Source organism: Streptomyces sp. ICC1 (assembly GCF_003287935.1).
Lineage (GTDB): Bacteria > Actinomycetota > Actinomycetes > Streptomycetales > Streptomycetaceae > Streptomyces > Streptomyces tritrimontium.
The window spans coordinates 6,695,277-6,710,771 of the sequence record NZ_CP030287.1; the positions used below are offsets into that span (position 1 = coordinate 6,695,277).

General features: G+C 73.4%; 12 protein-coding genes and 1 riboswitch. Of the genes, 7 read left to right on the plus strand and 5 right to left on the minus strand.

The window, feature by feature from the left end:
- Positions 1-125: 125 nt before the first annotated feature.
- Entirely contained in the window at positions 126-347 is a 222-nt protein-coding gene (locus DRB96_RS31405) for a helix-turn-helix domain-containing protein (RefSeq protein ID WP_204357858.1), read from the minus strand.
- A gap of 384 nt (positions 348-731) precedes the next feature.
- Positions 732-2,330: an ABC-F family ATP-binding cassette domain-containing protein gene (locus tag DRB96_RS31410; RefSeq protein ID WP_112451509.1), complete on the minus strand. Its 1,599-nt coding sequence runs from the start codon at positions 2,328-2,330 to the stop codon at positions 732-734.
- A 271-nt stretch (positions 2,331-2,601) separates the two neighbouring features.
- Between DRB96_RS31410 and DRB96_RS31415 the strand changes: the two genes are divergently transcribed.
- Both DRB96_RS31415 and DRB96_RS31420 read left to right on the plus strand, forming a co-directional pair.
- A complete protein-coding gene (locus tag DRB96_RS31415) occupies positions 2,602-3,492 on the plus strand; it encodes a neutral zinc metallopeptidase (protein WP_112451510.1) in 891 nt (296 codons plus the stop codon).
- Between the two features lie 70 nt (positions 3,493-3,562).
- A complete protein-coding gene (locus DRB96_RS31420) occupies positions 3,563-3,958 on the plus strand; it encodes a VOC family protein (RefSeq protein WP_112453922.1) in 396 nt (131 codons plus the stop codon).
- A 36-nt stretch (positions 3,959-3,994) separates the two neighbouring features.
- Here the strand turns inward: DRB96_RS31420 and DRB96_RS31425 are convergent, their stop codons facing one another.
- Both DRB96_RS31425 and DRB96_RS31430 read right to left on the minus strand, forming a co-directional pair.
- Positions 3,995-5,392 (minus strand): hypothetical protein, encoded by a 1,398-nt coding sequence (locus DRB96_RS31425; RefSeq protein WP_112453924.1) that lies wholly within the window; start codon positions 5,390-5,392, stop codon positions 3,995-3,997.
- A gap of 285 nt (positions 5,393-5,677) precedes the next feature.
- On the minus strand, positions 5,678-6,820 hold the full coding sequence (locus tag DRB96_RS31430) for an alpha/beta fold hydrolase (protein ID WP_112453926.1): 1,143 nt from the start codon (positions 6,818-6,820) through the stop codon (positions 5,678-5,680).
- Between the two features lie 388 nt (positions 6,821-7,208).
- Between DRB96_RS31430 and DRB96_RS31435 the strand changes: the two genes are divergently transcribed.
- The 5 genes from DRB96_RS31435 (at position 7,209) to DRB96_RS31455 (ending at position 14,612) form a co-directional block, all read left to right on the plus strand.
- The gene (locus DRB96_RS31435; RefSeq protein WP_112451511.1) at positions 7,209-8,480 is read left to right on the plus strand and encodes an inorganic phosphate transporter; all 1,272 of its coding nucleotides are present in this window, start codon (positions 7,209-7,211) and stop codon (positions 8,478-8,480) included.
- A gap of 28 nt (positions 8,481-8,508) precedes the next feature.
- A complete protein-coding gene (locus DRB96_RS31440; RefSeq protein ID WP_112451512.1) occupies positions 8,509-8,730 on the plus strand; it encodes a hypothetical protein in 222 nt (73 codons plus the stop codon).
- A 232-nt stretch (positions 8,731-8,962) separates the two neighbouring features.
- Positions 8,963-9,053: riboswitch (cobalamin riboswitch) on the plus strand.
- Positions 9,054-9,111: 58 nt separating this feature from the next.
- Positions 9,112-10,077, plus strand: coding sequence for a cobalamin biosynthesis protein (locus tag DRB96_RS31445; RefSeq protein WP_112451513.1), 966 nt, complete (start codon positions 9,112-9,114; stop codon positions 10,075-10,077).
- Entirely contained in the window at positions 10,074-11,594 is a 1,521-nt protein-coding gene (locus tag DRB96_RS31450) for a cobyric acid synthase (RefSeq protein WP_112451514.1), read from the plus strand. The genes DRB96_RS31445 and DRB96_RS31450 overlap by 4 nt, the downstream gene beginning before the upstream one ends.
- A 372-nt stretch (positions 11,595-11,966) precedes the next feature.
- Positions 11,967-14,612 (plus strand): hypothetical protein, encoded by a 2,646-nt coding sequence (locus tag DRB96_RS31455; protein ID WP_112451515.1) that lies wholly within the window; start codon positions 11,967-11,969, stop codon positions 14,610-14,612.
- 62 nt (positions 14,613-14,674) lie between these two features.
- Here the strand turns inward: DRB96_RS31455 and DRB96_RS31460 are convergent, their stop codons facing one another.
- Positions 14,675-15,481 (minus strand): hypothetical protein, encoded by an 807-nt coding sequence (locus DRB96_RS31460; protein WP_204357859.1) that lies wholly within the window; start codon positions 15,479-15,481, stop codon positions 14,675-14,677.
- Between the last annotated feature and the right edge of the window lie 14 nt (positions 15,482-15,495).

The following is a 15,495-nucleotide window of genomic DNA, read 5'->3' on the forward strand; positions in this document are numbered from 1 at the left end:
CCTAAGTGACTGCACAGTAACCACCCGGCCGGCCATGGAGCCGACCGGGGGTCACCGAAGGACGGTGGAGCTGGAACCGTGAAGCTGAATACGGAAAAACCCTTGGAACCAAACGGAACCGATGGTCAGGCCGTAGCCGCCTTCTTGCCGCGCGTCGCGCCACCGCGACCACGCAGCGTGACTCCGGACTCGCTGAGCATCCGATGGACGAATCCGTAGGACCGGCCGGTAGATTCGGCCAGCGCCCGGATACTCGCACCGGAGTCGTACTGCTTCTTCAGGTCTGCCGCGAGCTTGTCGCGCGCGGCGCCGGTTACCCGGCTGCCCTTCTTCAGAGTTTCGGCCACCCGTGCCTCCTCATGGGAAGTGCGCTCTGGACTTCTCATGATCACCCCTCCCCGCCTTCCTGGCCACCCATTCAGCAAGGTCGGTACGACGGCATTTCTCGCGCGGTGGACACACGAGCAGAACGGAATCTTCTCTTCCGCTGCATGACCTCCGTCACATTTCTGCGCCCTCCGGATGAATCACCAGGTCAGGGGCCGGACCGGGAAAACAAAAGACCCCGGTCTCGCATCCGTGAGGGTGCGGCCGGGGCCGTTGTCGAGCGCGGGGCGGTACGAGACCGTCTCACTCAGATGATGGATCACGCCTGAGCCGAATGATCCATAAGGAACTGGATCACCCCGGCGCGGACGGGGAAGCGGGAGACGAGCGGAGTCCCGAGCGGCTCAGGCGAGCGACACGAGGTCCCGGTAGTCCGGGCCCCACAGGTCCTCGACGCCGTCCGGGAGCAAGATGATCCGCTCCGGCTCCAGCGCCTCGACGGCGCCCTCGTCGTGCGTGACGAGGATGACGGCGCCCTTGTACGTCCGCAGCGCGCCCAGGATCTCCTCGCGGCTCGCCGGGTCGAGGTTGTTCGTGGGCTCGTCGAGCAGCAGCACGTTCGCCGAGGAGACGACCAGGGTGGCCAGGGCGAGGCGGGTCTTCTCGCCGCCGGACAGGACGCCGGCCGGCTTGTCCACGTCGTCGCCGGAGAAGAGGAAGGAGCCGAGCGTCTTGCGTACGGCGACCAGGTCCAGGTCCGGCGCCGAGGAGCGCATGTTCTCCAGGACGCTCCGCTCCGGGTCCAGGGTCTCGTGCTCCTGGGCGTAGTAGCCGAGCTTGAGGCCGTGGCCGGGGACGACCGTGCCGGTGTCGGGCTTCTCGGTGCCCGAGAGCAGGCGCAGCAGCGTGGTCTTGCCGGCGCCGTTGAGGCCGAGGATGACGACGCGGGAGCCCTTGTCGATGGCCAGGTCGACGTCGGTGAAGATCTCCAGCGAGCCGTAGGACTTCGACAGGCCCTCGGCGGTCAGCGGGGTCTTGCCGCAGGGCGCCGGGTCCGGGAAGCGCAGCTTGGCGACCTTGTCGGAGACCCGGACGGCGTCCAGGCCGGCGAGCAGCCGGTCGGCGCGCTTGGCCATGTTCTGCGCGGCGACCGTCTTGGTGGCCTTGGCGCGCATCTTGTCGGCCTGCGAGTTCAGCGCCGCGGCCTTCTTCTCCGCGTTCTGGCGCTCGCGCTTGCGGCGCTTCTCGTCGGCCTCGCGCTGCTGCTGGTAGAGCTTCCAGCCCATGTTGTAGACGTCGATCTGGGCGCGGTTGGCGTCCAGGTAGAAGACCTTGTTGACGACCGTCTCGACCAGGTCGACGTCGTGGGAGATCACGATGAAGCCGCCGCGGTAGTTCTTCAGGTAGTCGCGCAGCCACACGATCGAGTCGGCGTCGAGGTGGTTGGTCGGCTCGTCGAGGAGCAGGGTGTCGGCGTCCGAGAAGAGGATCCGGGCGAGCTCGACGCGGCGGCGCTGACCGCCGGAGAGGGTGTGCAGCGGCTGGCCGAGCACCCGGTCGGGCAGGCCGAGGGCGGCCGAGATGGTCGCGGCCTCGGACTCGGCGGCGTAACCGCCCTTGGTGAGGAACTCGGTCTCCTGGCGCTCGTACTGGCGCAGCGCCTTCTCGCGGGTGGCGCCGGCGCCGGAGGAGATGCGCTCCTCGTTCATCCGCATCTTCTTGAGCAGGACGTCGAGGCCGCGCGCGGAGAGGATCCGGTCGCTGGCCAGGACGTCGAGGTCGCCGGTGCGGGGGTCCTGCGGGAGGTAGCCGACCTCGCCCGAGCGGGCGATGCTGCCGCCGGCCGGCGTTCCCTCGCCCGCGAGGCACTTGGTGAGGGTGGTCTTGCCGGCTCCGTTGCGGCCGACGAGGCCGATCCGGTCGCCCTTGGCGATGCGGAAGGAAGCGTTCTCGATGAGGATGCGGGCGCCGGCGCGCAGCTCGATGCCGGTGGCGGTGATCACGGAAATACTCCAGGGCGGGTCGGGACGGCGGAAGGGGGGCAGGACGCGATGCTTCGACGCCGCTAATCCGCGAGGAGATTTGCCATGGGAGTCATTCTACCGGGGCTGCGCAACTACTTTCCGGGCCGTCCGCCCCGCCCCGTGTCCCCCGTTCGGCCCAGGGGCCGCGCCGCCCGGCCGAAGGGCGTATCAGGATGAACGGGTTGATACTCGCCGCAGGGGCGGACGCGGACACGAGCCCCCTTGCCTCACGATTGGAGGGCGGTGCGGGATGCAGTTCGACGACAACGCCAATCTGGACACTTCCGAGGTCAAGGATGTGCGCGGCAGCCGCATCCCGGGCGGGCGGGCCACGATCGGCGGCGGCATCGTGGGTTTCATCGCCCTCGTCATGGGCCTGCTCTTCGGGGTGGGTCCCGAGCAGCTGGGCCTGTCCGACGGAAGTCCGGAGCCCGCGTCGAGCTCGAATTCCGCGGCCCAGGTGCAGCAGACCTGCAAGACCGGGCAGGACGCGAACGCGCGCGAGGACTGCCGGCTGGTGGCGGTGATCAACAGCACCCAGGACTTCTGGAAGCAGGAGTTCGCCCGCCGCGGCGCCCAGTACAGCCCGGCCCAGACCGTGTTCTTCACCGGGAAGGTGGGCACCGCCTGCGGCGCGGCCACCTCCGCGGTCGGCCCGTTCTACTGCCCCGGCGACCGGCAGGTCTATCTGGACCTCGGCTTCTTCAACGAGCTGCGCACCAAGTTCGGCGCGAGCGGCGGCCCCTTCGCCCAGGCGTACGTGGTGGCCCACGAGTACGGGCACCACATCCAGAACCTGACGGGCACCCTGCAGAAGGCCCAGGACGGCCGGCAGGGCGCGAACAGCAACGCCGTACGCGTCGAGCTGCAGGCCGACTGCTACGCCGGGGTGTGGGCGCACAACGCGACGAAGACCCCGGACGAGTCCACCGGCAAGCCGCTGATCACCAGCCTGACCGACCAGGACATCAAGGACGGCCTGGACGCGGCCGCCGCGGTGGGCGACGACCGGATCCAGGAGAAGTTCCAGGGCCGGGTGACCCCGGAGTCCTGGACGCACGGCAGCGCCGAGCAGCGCCAGCAGTGGTTCTACCAGGGCTACCGCACGGGCGACATGGCCCAGTGCAACACCTTCCGCTGACTTCCCCCGGCGCCTGCCATGCTGTGACGCGGATCTCCGTCCACGCACGGCTCACGAGGGAGTGATCGCCATGGCAGGCGTTCCGTCCATCTGTCCGACACTGCTCTACACCGACGCCAAGGCCGCCATCCAGCAGCTGACCGAGGCCTTCGGCTTCACCCAGGTCGCGGCGTACGAAGGGGAGGACGGGTCCGTGACGCACGCGGAGCTGTCCTACGGGAACGGCATGGTCATGCTCGGCAGCAAGGGCCGCGGCGGCGCCTTCGACAAGGCCATGGAGGCGGCGGGCCCGGCCGGGGTCTACGTCGTCGTCGACGACGTGGACGCCCACCACCGGCGGGCCGTCGAGCACGGCGTGGAGATCCTGATGGAGCCGGCCGACCAGGACTACGGCTCGCGGGACTACATGGCCCGTGACGCCGGGGGCAACGTGTGGAGCTTCGGTACGTACGCGCCGCAGGTCTGACCCGCGGCGCGCACGCCCGTACGTCTCCCCCGGGCGCTACGCGCCGCCGGTGTGCACCTGGAAGGCGGCCCGGCGGACGGCTTTGGCCAGGGCCGGGTCGGGGTGCGCGGCCGCCAGCGCGACCAGCACCTGCACGGTGCGGGGATGGCCGACCGCCCGGACCTCGTCCAGCAGCCGCGGGACCGTGGTCCGCACGGCCGAGTCGAGGTGGCGGGCGAGCAGGTCGGCCTCGCCGTGGTCGGCGATGGCCGCCGCCGTGTCCACCCAGAGCCAGGTCTGCTCCTCGGCGGTGAGCACGTCCTGCGCCTCGTCGGGGTCGACGCCGTCGTGCACGGCGAGCCAGAGCAGGGCGTAGGGGCGCAGCGTCGGCTCGCGGGTGGCCGCGCGGACGTCGGGCTCGGCGGGGGCCCCCACCACGCGCAGCGCCTCGAAGGCGAGCCCGCGCAGCAGGGCGTCCTCGCCGCGGGCCGCGTGCAGCAGCTCGGAGACGGCGTGGCCGACGGGCCGGGCGGCCAGCCAGGCCTGGTACTCGGCGCGGGCCGGGCCCGGGGTGAGCCGGGCGCAGCCGTGGAGCATGGCGGCGGCGGACTGCTCGATGTTCCCGGCCGGGCTCTGCGCGGCGACGCAGATCTGCTCCAGCTTGACCCAGACGGCCCAGCTCCCGAGCGGGGTGAGCGCGGCCCGGGCGGGGCCGAGGGTGACGGCGTCGACGGCGGCGAGTCCGCCGAGCGCCCAGCGCAGCAGCCGGGCGAGCGGCACGGGGGGCGCGGCCGGCGCGGGGTCGGCAGGCACGGAGTCGGCAGGCACGGAGTCGGCCGGCGCGGGGTCGGCCTGCCCCGGATCGGCCCCGCCGGCGGCCGCCGGGTTCGCGGTGGCCTCGTACGGGACTTCGCACCGCTCGTCGCGCAGTTCGTCGACACGCTGCCCGAGCAGGTCCAGCAGGTCGGGGACGGTCACGGGACCGGCCGAGAGCTGGAGCAGGGAGAGCAGCTGGGGCATGGCCTCGACGACCTCGGCGACGGCCGCGGGGGCGATGTCGGCGGGGGCGGGGTGGACCAGCGACCAGGCGTCGAAGAGGGCGACCCAGCCGCGCAGCACGGCGGTGTCGTCCCGGTCCCAGGCGCGCAGGCGCCAGCCGGGGCGGGCATGGCCGCCGTGCACCTCGACCAGCCCCGAGAGCCGGGCGCGGTCCCAGCCGACCCGGATCTGGCCCGGCGTCAGGCGCAGCTGTGCGGCGGCGCGTTCGACGTCGTCGGCGGGCAGTGCGCCCGTCGGGGCGGGCCTGCCGCCGTCTCCGGCGCCGAGGTTGAGCTCGGCCCAGCGGGCGAGCCGTACGGCGTCGGCGAGCGAGGCGCGGGCCCTGTTCGCGAGGTCGGCCGTGGCGGGGGTACCCGCCGGAGGCCTGGGGGTGGTCCGGGTTCGCCGGTCGGTCACCGCCTTGCGGGCCGTGACAACGGACCGCGGTGAGACGAGGCGGAGTCTGGAGTCGCGAGCCAACTGCTCATCAGGCTTTCGGGACGTCACGTGAGCAGTCTCGCCCGTCACCGGCCGAAAGCCCAAACGGAACCGGCCATTGCCACAAGAGGCCGGGTGGACAGACCGCAACAAACCACCCATCACGCCCCCTGCGACCCACCCGCTCCGGTCGTTTGACGGACGTTGCCGGGCGGTTGCCGGGCGGTTGCCGGACGGTCCGTCACCCGGTGCGCGTACGGCGCCCTACATGAGAGGGGTCAGGAAGCGGCGCAGGGCCTCCTCGTATCCGGCCGGGTCGGCGTTCCACATCGCCCCGTGCGCGGCTCCGGGAACGGTCCGCAGGGTCACCAGGTCGGGGCGGGCGGCGGCGAGCCGGCGGGAGGGCTCCCAGGGGGCGAGCGCGTCGTCGGGGCCGTGGAAGACCAGCACGGGGATCTTCAGCGCGGCCGGATCCGCGCCCGGGGCCCGGCGGTCGGCGCGCAGGCCCGCGCGCCCCTCCGCGGCCTTGACGGCGAAGGGGAGCAGCGGGGCCGGGGTGCGGCGCGCGGCGGCCAGCGCGCGCAGGGTGGCGTGCCAGTCCAGCACGGGCGAGTCGAGGACCAGCCCGGCGATCCGAGAGGCCAGCGCCGAGCGCTCGGCCGCGTGCAGGGCCATGGTGGCGCCGGTGGACCAGCCGTGCAGGACGACGCGGCGGGCTCCGTAGCGCAGGGCGTAGCGGATGGCCGCGTCGAGGTCGCGCCATTCGGACTCGCCGAGGTGGCCGAGGCCGTCCGGGGAGGCGGGGGCGCCGAGGTCTCCGCGGTAGGCGAGGTCCAGGACGGGCAGCCGGTGGCGGTGGAGGAAGGGCATGACCACCATCGGGTGCTCCCGGGTGGCGCCGAGCCCGTGGACGGTGATCACCCAGGTGTCCCGGGCCGCGGGGACGAACCAGGCGGGCAGTGCCCCGAGCTCGCCGGGGACGTCCACGTCGGCGTGGTCCAGCCCGAGGGCGGAGCCGGGGTTCCCCAGGTGGACCTGGGGGGTGAGGGTGACGCGGGTGCCGGGGTCGAGGCTGCCGTGGGTGACGGCGACGAGCCGGCGCACCACGGTGTCGGGCCCGTGCGGAGCGTCCGGGAGGACGGGCCCGACCACGGCGTGCACCCCGGGCCCGGTGAGCCCGTAGGTGCCGGGGCGCAGGGAGGTCAGGGAGCGGGTCAGCTCGACCCGTCCGGCGGCGGTGGAGTGGACGCTGAGCAGGGGGCTGCCGGGGAGCGGGCGGCCCGGCTCGGTCCGCAGGGCCGCGTCGGCGGCGCAGCGGCCCGCCAGGGCGGCGGCGGTGAGGGCTGCCGCGCCGGCGCCGAGCAAGGTCGTGGTGACGGCCGCTGCCGTCGCTGTAGCGGTGCGCACCGCTCCAGTGTCGAGGCGGATGCGGCGGCGGGCCACCGGAGGAGATCGTTCCGGCCGAGGACGCGCGCGGCGCCGGCCGCTCCCCGCGCATCCGCGCGCGACGATCCGGAGGCGGCCGGGCCGGAGCCCCTCGGGACGGCCCGGGGGCGTGATCTGGGTCTCTTCCGGAGCCCCGCCCGCACGGGGCGGCGTACCGGAAGTCCCACCGGCGGGAGTGCGGGCACCCTGCCGTGACATGCGTTAATCGACATATCAACTCCGATACCGGGACGAAGGTCCCGATCCGGTGTCGGAGTGATACACCGCGCCGCCCCTGCCAGTTCACCTTCCGTTCATCCAGGTTGCCTACGGTCCACGAACCACTGACGTCAAACAGAAGCCTGGGTAAATGGAGCACATAACGCTTCTCCTCGGGATCGTGATCATCACCGCTCTCGTGTTCGATTTCACGAACGGTTTTCACGACACGGCCAACGCGATGGCCACCACCATCTCGACCGGCGCCCTCAAGCCCAAGACCGCGGTGGCCATGTCCGCCGTGCTCAACCTCGTCGGCGCGTTCATGTCCGTGGAGGTCGCCAAGACGATCTCCAAGGGACTCGTCAACGAGGAAGGCATCCAGCCGGAGGTCATCTTCGCCGCACTGGTCGGCGCGATCCTCTGGAACCTCGTCACCTGGCTGGTCGGACTGCCCTCCAGTTCCTCCCACGCCCTGATGGGCGGCCTGATCGGCGCAGCGGTCGCCTCCGCCGGCATGGGAGCGGTCAACGGCAGCGTCGTCGTCACCAAGGTGCTGATCCCCGCGATCGCCGCTCCGCTCGTCGCCGGCATGGCCGCGTACCTGGCCACGAAGGTCACGTACAAGGTCGGCAAGGGCATGGGCGAGAAGACCTCGGCCAAGGGCTACCGCTCCGGGCAGATCGCTTCCGCCGGTCTCGTCTCGCTCGCGCACGGCACCAACGACGCGCAGAAGACGATGGGCATCATCACCCTGGCGCTCGTCGCCGGCGGCGCCATCGCCCCCGGCTCCAACCCGCCGGTGTGGGTCATCGTCTCCGCCGGCCTGGCCATCGCGATGGGCACCTACCTGGGCGGCTGGCGCATCATCCGCACCATGGGCAGCGGCCTGACCGACCTGCAGCCGCAGCAGGGCTTCGCCGCCCAGACCTCGGCCGCCAGCGTCATCCTGGCCTCCTCCTCGCTCGGCTTCTCCCTCTCCACCACCCACGCCTGCTCCGGCGCCGTCATGGGCTCGGGTCTGGGGCGCAAGGGCGGCGTGGTCCGCTGGTCCACCGCCTCCCGGATGTTCATGGCCTGGGGCCTGACCCTGCCGGCCGCCGCGCTGGTCGCGGCCGGTGCCGAGCTGGTCATGCGGGCCGGGGACATCGGCGTCGCCGCCGTCACGGTCTTCCTGGTCGGCTCCTGCGTCGCCATCTGGTTCATCTCCCGCCGCCAGGTCGTCGACCACACCAACGTCAACGAGGTGTCGCCCGCCGGCGCCGAGGAGGCGGGCGTCGTCACCACCGCGATCGCGGCGGTCACCGTCCCGCCGACCGCCGCCGCCACCGCCGGCAGCACCGCCGCGGTGACGGACGAGGAACTCAAGGCCACCATCCCGGCCGCGACGACGACCCCCGCGGCCCCGGCCGCGGCGCTCTGACCCCGAGAACGACAGAGGATTCAGCGGTATGAAGATCGACTGGGAAGCACTCGGCTCCGTCTTCGGAGTCAGCCTCTCCGCCACCGTCGCCCTCGTGACCCTGTTCACCCTGGGTCTGATGGGGCTCTCCAAGCACGAGGCCGCCACCGAGCAGGGAGGCGCCGCCACCCTGGCCCGCAGCGGTGCGTACGCCTGCTTCGCGCTCTGCGCGGCGGCCGTGGCCTACGGGATCTACCTGATCGTCGCCTGAGGCACCGGGCACGGCCTGCGAAGGCCGGTGTGCGGGTTCGTGGTCAGGTACGTGTGCAGGTTCGTGTGAAGGTTCACGTCAAGGTTCGTGTGAAGGCTCCCTCCGGGTTCGTCCCGGGGGGAGCTTTCACGTGCCCGGCGCCGCTTCCCCCGCCGCCCCGCCGCAGGTCAACGGCGAGTTGACGGGCATTCGCGCTGCGTGGTGGACTGCCCGAGCCATCACGGCGGCATGGAGAGGAAGTCCGGTGCGAATCCGGCGCGGTCCCGCCACTGTCACCGGAGCACTCGGGCCTCGGGCCGAGCGCGACCGGGAGCCAGGAACTCTCGCCGCCGGACACGTCGAACCAGGGCGCGGACCCTGAGTGAGGACATACCTGCCACCATGCGTGCCGACCGCGTCTTCGCGTACGGCGCCACGGCCGGCCTGATCGGCGACCGGATCCTCGGGGATCCGCGCCGAGGGCATCCCGTGGCCGCCTTCGGACGACCCGCCGCCGCGGTCGAACGCGCCCTGTGGCGCGACGACCGCGCGCGGGGCGCCCTGCACACCCTGGTGTGCGCCGGGGGCGCGGCCGCGATCGGCGCGCTGGGCGCCCGCGCCGTGCGCTCCCGGCCCGCCGCCGCCCGCGTCGCCCTCACCGCCGCCGCCACCTGGGCCGTCGTGGGCGGCACCTCGCTGGGCCGGGAGGCCCGCGCCATCGGCGGCGCGCTCGCCGCCGGGAACACCGAGGCGGCCCGGGCCCGGCTGCCCCACCTGTGCGGACGCGACCCGCAGGCCCTGGACGAGCAGCAGATGGCCCGCGCGGTCGTCGAGTCGGTCGCCGAGAACACCTCCGACGCGGTGGTCGGGGCCCTGGTGTGGGGCGCCGTCGCCGGCGTCCCCGGGCTGCTGGCCTTCCGCGCCGTGAACACCCTGGACGCGATGGTCGGCCACAAGTCGCCCCGCCACCTGCGCTACGGCTGGGCCTCGGCCCGGCTCGACGACGTCGCGGGCTGGCCGGGCGCCCGGCTGACGGCGCTGGCCGCCGTCCTGGCCGGTCCCGACCGGCGGGGAGCCGTACGGGCCTGGCGCGCGGACGCGGCCAAGCACCCGAGCCCGAACGCCGGGCCCGTGGAGTCCTCCTTCGCCGGGGCGCTCGGCGTACGGCTGGGCGGGACCCTGGCGTACGCGGGCCGGGTAGAACACCGGGCCGTGCTGAACGGCGGGACCGGGCGGCCCGTGGAGGTCGCGGACATCGAACGCGCGGTGCGGCTGTCGCGCCAGGTGACGTGGGTGGCGCTGGGGGCCTGTGTGGCCGCCCGGACCCTGGCCGCCGGCATCTCCCGTACAGGAAAGGGGCGCGCATGAGCGGCGCGAAGCGCGGCGGGGGGCTCCTCGTCGCCGGTACGACGTCCGACGCGGGCAAGAGCGTGGTCACGGCGGGCATCTGCCGCTGGCTGGCGCGCAGCGGGGTGAAGGTGGCCCCCTTCAAGGCGCAGAACATGTCGCTGAACTCCTTCGTGACGAGGGAGGGCGCCGAGATCGGGCGCGCGCAGGCCATGCAGGCCCAGGCCGCCCGCGTGGAGCCGACCGCGCTGATGAACCCGGTACTGCTCAAGCCCGGCAGCGACCGCAGCAGCCAGGTGGTGCTGCTGGGCAAGCCGGTGGGCGAGATGAGCGCCCGCGGCTACCACGGGGGGCGCCAGGAGCAGCTGCTCGGCATCGTCACGGACTGCCTGGAGCAGTTGCGGGGCACGTATGACGCCGTGATCTGCGAGGGGGCGGGCAGCCCGGCCGAGATCAACCTGCGCCGGACCGACATCGTGAACATGGGCATCGCGCGGGCCGCGCGGTTCCCTGTGGTCGTGGTCGGCGACATCGACCGCGGCGGGGTCTTCGCGTCGTTCTTCGGCACGACCGCGCTGCTGTCGCCCGAGGACCAGTCGCTGATCGCGGGGTACATGGTCAACAAGTTCCGCGGCGACGTCACCCTGCTGGAACCGGGCATGGAGATGCTGCGGGGCCTGACCGGGCGGGCGACGTACGGGGTGCTGCCCTTCCAGCACGGGCTGGGCATCGACGAGGAGGACGGCCTGCGGGTCTCTCTGCGGGGCGCGGTACGGGAATCCGTGGTCGCCCCGCCCGTGGGCGAGGACGTGCTGCGGGTCGCGGTGTGCGCGGTGCCGCTGATGTCGAACTTCACGGACGTCGACGCGCTCGCGGCGGAGCCGGGAGTGGTCGTGCGGTTCGTGGACCGCGCCGAGGAACTGGTCGACGCGGACCTCGTCGTCGTGCCGGGCACCCGGGGCACGGTGAAGGCCCTCGCCTGGCTGCGCGAGCGCGGGCTGGCGGACGCGCTGGCCCGGCGGGCCGCGGAGGGGCGGCCGGTGCTGGGCATCTGCGGCGGGTTCCAGGTGCTCGGCGAGCACATCGAGGACGAGGTCGAGTCGAAGGCCGGCTCCGTGCCGGGGCTCGGCCTGCTGCCCGTACGCGTGCGCTTCGAGCGGGAGAAGACCCTGGCGCGGCCGGTCGGCTCGGCGCTGGGCGAGCCCGTGGAGGGGTACGAGATCCACCACGGGGTCGCCGAGGTCCTGGGCGGGACCCCCTTCCTGGACGGGTGCCGGGTCGGTTCGGTGTGGGGCACGCACTGGCACGGCTCGCTGGAGTCGGACGGCTTCCGCCGGGCGTTCCTGCGCGAGGTCGCCGCCGCGGCCGGCCGCCGGTTCGTGCCCGCGCCGGACACCTCCTTCGCCACCCTGCGGGAGGAGCAGCTGGACCTGCTCGGCGACCTGGTCGAGGAGCACGCGGACACGGACGCCCTGCTCCGCCTGATCGAGACCGGAGCCCCCTCGGGCCTCCCCTTCCTCCCTCCGGGCGCCCCGTGACGCCCCCGTCCCCGCGGGGGCCGTCCCCGACCCGATGTCCAGCCCCGCCGGCGCTCGAGGCGCGGGGTTCGGGCGGGGTCCGCAGGACGTCCTCGAGGACGGTGGTCTTGCCCGCGCCCCAGGGGCCGGCGAGCGCGACCCGCCCTTCGCGGTCGAGCGCTTCCACGGCGCGGGCGGTCGCCGCCGCGGCCGCGCGCGGAGCCCCGGTGACCGGCGGGGTGGTGTCGAACTCCGTGTCCGGCCTCACGCAGGGGCCCCGTAGGGCGCCGCGGAGCGGGATGGAACGGCCGCGGCGGCGGGGCCGGGCGCGGGGGCGCCGACCCCGGTCTGCGTACGTACGTACTCGCGCACGAGGAGCTGCGCCGCGCGGCCGTGCACGCCCTCGGGGACGCCGAACTCGCCGGCTACGAGGCCAGGCTGCACGCCTGGGCCGACGGCTACCGGGACAAGGGCTGGCCGGAGGAGACGCCGGACTACCTCCTGACCGGGTACACCCGCCTGGCCCAGCACGGGGCGGACCCCAAGCGGCCGGCGGCCCTCGTCCTCGACCCGCGGCGCCAGCTCCGGCTCGTCGACCGCTCCGGCATGGACCTCGCGCTCTCGGACCTCGACCTGGCCGCGGCCGCCGCCACGGACGACACCCCGCGCAGCCTCTCCCTACGGGCGGGCGCCGCCGTATCGCGGGAGCTCCTCCTCCGGCACTCCGGGACCCTGCCGCCCTCCATGTCCCGTGCGCTCGCCCGGCTCGGAGACGCCCGCCGGGCAAGATCGCTGGCCCTCGCGTCCCCCTTCGCCTCCGCCAAGGCGGCGGCACTGGCCGACGTGGCCCGGGTACTGGCGGGCACCGGACACGAACGGGCCCCGGAGACCGCACGGGAGGCTGCGACGTGGGCACGTGCGGCAGGCCGACAGACCCGTTCCCCGGGCGGAGACCTCGACGGGACGGAGTCGGCGGCCGCTGCCCGAGCAGCTGTCGCCCTGATCGCGACACGGCAGGTGGAAGCCGGTGTGGAACTGCTCCGCGCGACGCGGGGAGTGGGCACGGAGCAGTACGAAGCACGGGCGGAGGCGGTCCGCCTCCTGCGACCGGACCACCCGGCGCCGGCGACGGAACTCCTCGACGGCATGGAGGAACAGGCAGAGGACCTGGCGGACCTGGCGGACGGCCACGGCCACGGCACCGGCTATTGCACCCGCTTCGACTACGGCTCCCGCCTCGGTGAAGACCGGGCCGCCCCGGTCCAGTTCTGGGCGATCCTGGCGGCCGCTGCCCCGGAGCGTGCGGACCGGATCCACGACGGCATCCTCGGCCATGCCCGGGCCGTGTGGGCCGGTGCGCCGACGCTCGAGAACATCGACGTCCTGGCGCTCGCGGCTTCGGCCCTGGCGGTTGCCCGCCCGGAAGAGGCCGCGGCCCTCGCCCGGACGGGCGGCCAATACCTCCGGTCGATGGTCGGCCGGGCCGGATCGGGGTCGACGGCGGACCTCCCTTATGCCTACCTCTCCTTCGGAAGGACATTCGAGAGGCTCATGAGGGCGCTCGCCGACACCGGAGTTCCGACGGACCAGAGGCAACGGCTTTACGACGTGCTGCCCGAGCACTTCCGTGCCTGCCTGACTTCGTCCGACGCCACCCCCTTCGGTGGTGACGCGGCGACCGCGGGCGGGACGGGTTCAGGTGACGAAGCCGTCGGCCGTGCCGGCTTCGAGGACTCCGGGTCGTCCGGGTGGTGGGTGGCGGAGAAACTGGCGCGTGACGCCTTTCGGCTGGCGGAACTGGGCCGGGTCCACGAGGCGAAGCACCGTCTGGACGAGGCCCTCACCGTGCTGCGCGGGGCTTCCGGTCCCGAGGCGAGCAGTCCGCCCGCGATCTCCTGGCTGCCCGCACTGGCGGGCGCACTCGTACGGGTCGGCCGCCACGCGGACGCCGACGAACTCGCCGCCGGACTGACGCCTCCCGCCGAAGGCGCACTGGCCCTCGCCGCCGTGTCGCTGGCGTACGGGGATTCGGGGCGCGGGACGGACGCGCGGAGGCATGCCCACGAGGCGGCTCGGGCAGCGCGGGCCGCCCTGGGCACGGCCGATGACTACGCCACGGCCTATCGGGCCTCCCGCGCGTGGGCCTCCGCTGCGCAAGCGCTGGCCTGGGCAGGGGAGGGCGACGCCGCGGTGGAGCTCTTCGAGGAGGCAGAGCCCTGGAGGCGTGGACGGAAGGGCATGGGGCGCAGCGAGGCCCGGGAGGCGCGCACCGCCGTCGCCACAGGGGTCGCCGCTCACGATCCGGCCCTTGCCGCGGGCCTGGTCGACGAGGAGCGGGAGCGCCTGCTCGCCTCATGGCGGCCGCCGCGCGGATCGGCCGGCTCCCGCCTGGCCGACCTCGCCGAGCTCCTGCCCGCCGCAGCTGCGGCCGCGGCCGTATCCGTATCGGAGGAACCCTGCCTGGAGCGCCTCCACGACGCGATCCGCGGAGCCCTCGCCTACACGACCGAGCCGCCGCAGACCTGGCGGGAGGAAACCGTCCTCGTGCACGCCCTGCTGCGGATCGGATCCGGGACGGACCCGGCCCCCCAGCTGGACTGGCTGGACCGGACCATGCGGGCCCGCCACCCGGAACGCTTTCCGGCGGCCGGGCTCGCGGTGGTCCACGCGCTGCGGGGCGACACCTCCGAGGCCTGGCGGACAGCCGACCGGCTGCGGGCTCCGGAGCACCGGTCAGCCGCGTTCGCGGCCGTCGCGGGCCACCTCGCCCGTGCACCGGCCCGGGTGCCCCCTTCCCAGTACCCCGCGGATCCCGACCGGTTCACCCACGTGGTCCGCGCCCTCGCCCTCGCCCTGGCCGCCTCGCCGCACACTCCCGCGGACAAGGAGGCGGCTTCCAGGTTCGCGCGGCAGTCACTGGAGGGCGCCGACACCGACTGGCACCACGCCCTGGCGGTACTGGCAGCGCTCGCGCCGGAAGCGGTCGTACGCGTCCGGGACATCGCCTTCGCCCACCTCCGCACCGGGACTCCGGTGTGAGCTCCACGAAGCCGGCGTGCTCGGCGATCAGCGGATGGCGGGGGGCACTGCGGGTCGCCGAGTCAGTACGGCGGGGCTTCGCTGTATTCACCTGGGGCCCATTCGCCTCCCCGGGAAGCGCGTTCGGCCCTGAGCCGGGCGTAACGCTCGCGGGCCGCAACGTCGGCTACGTTCTCCAGATCGCCGGTTTCGTGACCCCATGCCTTCAGCGCGTCCAGGACTCGGTCCCGGTTGTGGCGATCAGTGCTGGTGGCCAGCAGGCGGCGGGCGTGATCGACCAGCTCGCCCCGCTGCTCGGCGAGAAGGGGGTGCTCTGCGAGGGGGATGGCGGCGACGAGGGCTGCATCGCGTGCGTCTGCGCTCTCGTGGCCGAGGAAGGGCTGGACGGCGGAGAAGAGCGCCGGCCGCAGGTTCCGGAACGCTCGCATCTCCTCGTACTCGAGGAGGAACTGATCGCCGTAGTGACGCTCGCCGAGGGCGACGCACTCGTCGTCCGCATCGTAGGCGGTGGCGCTGAGCCAGGCCAGCAGCCTCACGAGAGTCGGGCGACGCGTCGGCACAGCGGAGTCGGGGTCGAAGTCACCCGCTGTGATGTCCGGTTGGTTGAGGATGGCCGCGACGTAGAGTGCCACGGGCACGGTGGCCTCGTAGAAGGTGTTCTGGTGGGTCACTTCTTCGAGCACGTTCTTCGCGGCGTCTTCCCTGACGGCCGGATCGGGGTCGAGGAAGCGTGCCAATGCCGCCGGCAGGGATTCGCCCGTCCCGCACGCAGTGGCCAGGGACGCCCAATCCGTACCGTCGAGGAACTCTTGATGGTGCGGTAGCCCGTCGGGGCCGGGCTTTCCCGTCTGCCCGCGGTTCTTGGTCACAGGCAGAGGATATG

Bases quoted from the DNA above. Each gene is read 5' to 3' on its own strand.
- DRB96_RS31420 (WP_112453922.1), top strand. From the start codon at position 3,563: ATGGCAGGCGTTCCGTCCATCTGTCCGACACTGCTCTACACCGACGCC.
- DRB96_RS31435 (WP_112451511.1), top strand. From the start codon at position 7,209: ATGGAGCACATAACGCTTCTCCTCGGGATCGTGATCATCACCGCTCTC.
- DRB96_RS31415 (WP_112451510.1), top strand. From the start codon at position 2,602: ATGCAGTTCGACGACAACGCCAATCTGGACACTTCCGAGGTCAAGGAT.
- DRB96_RS31450 (WP_112451514.1), top strand. From the start codon at position 10,074: ATGAGCGGCGCGAAGCGCGGCGGGGGGCTCCTCGTCGCCGGTACGACG.
- DRB96_RS31440 (WP_112451512.1), top strand. From the start codon at position 8,509: ATGAAGATCGACTGGGAAGCACTCGGCTCCGTCTTCGGAGTCAGCCTC.
- DRB96_RS31445 (WP_112451513.1), top strand. From the start codon at position 9,112: ATGCGTGCCGACCGCGTCTTCGCGTACGGCGCCACGGCCGGCCTGATC.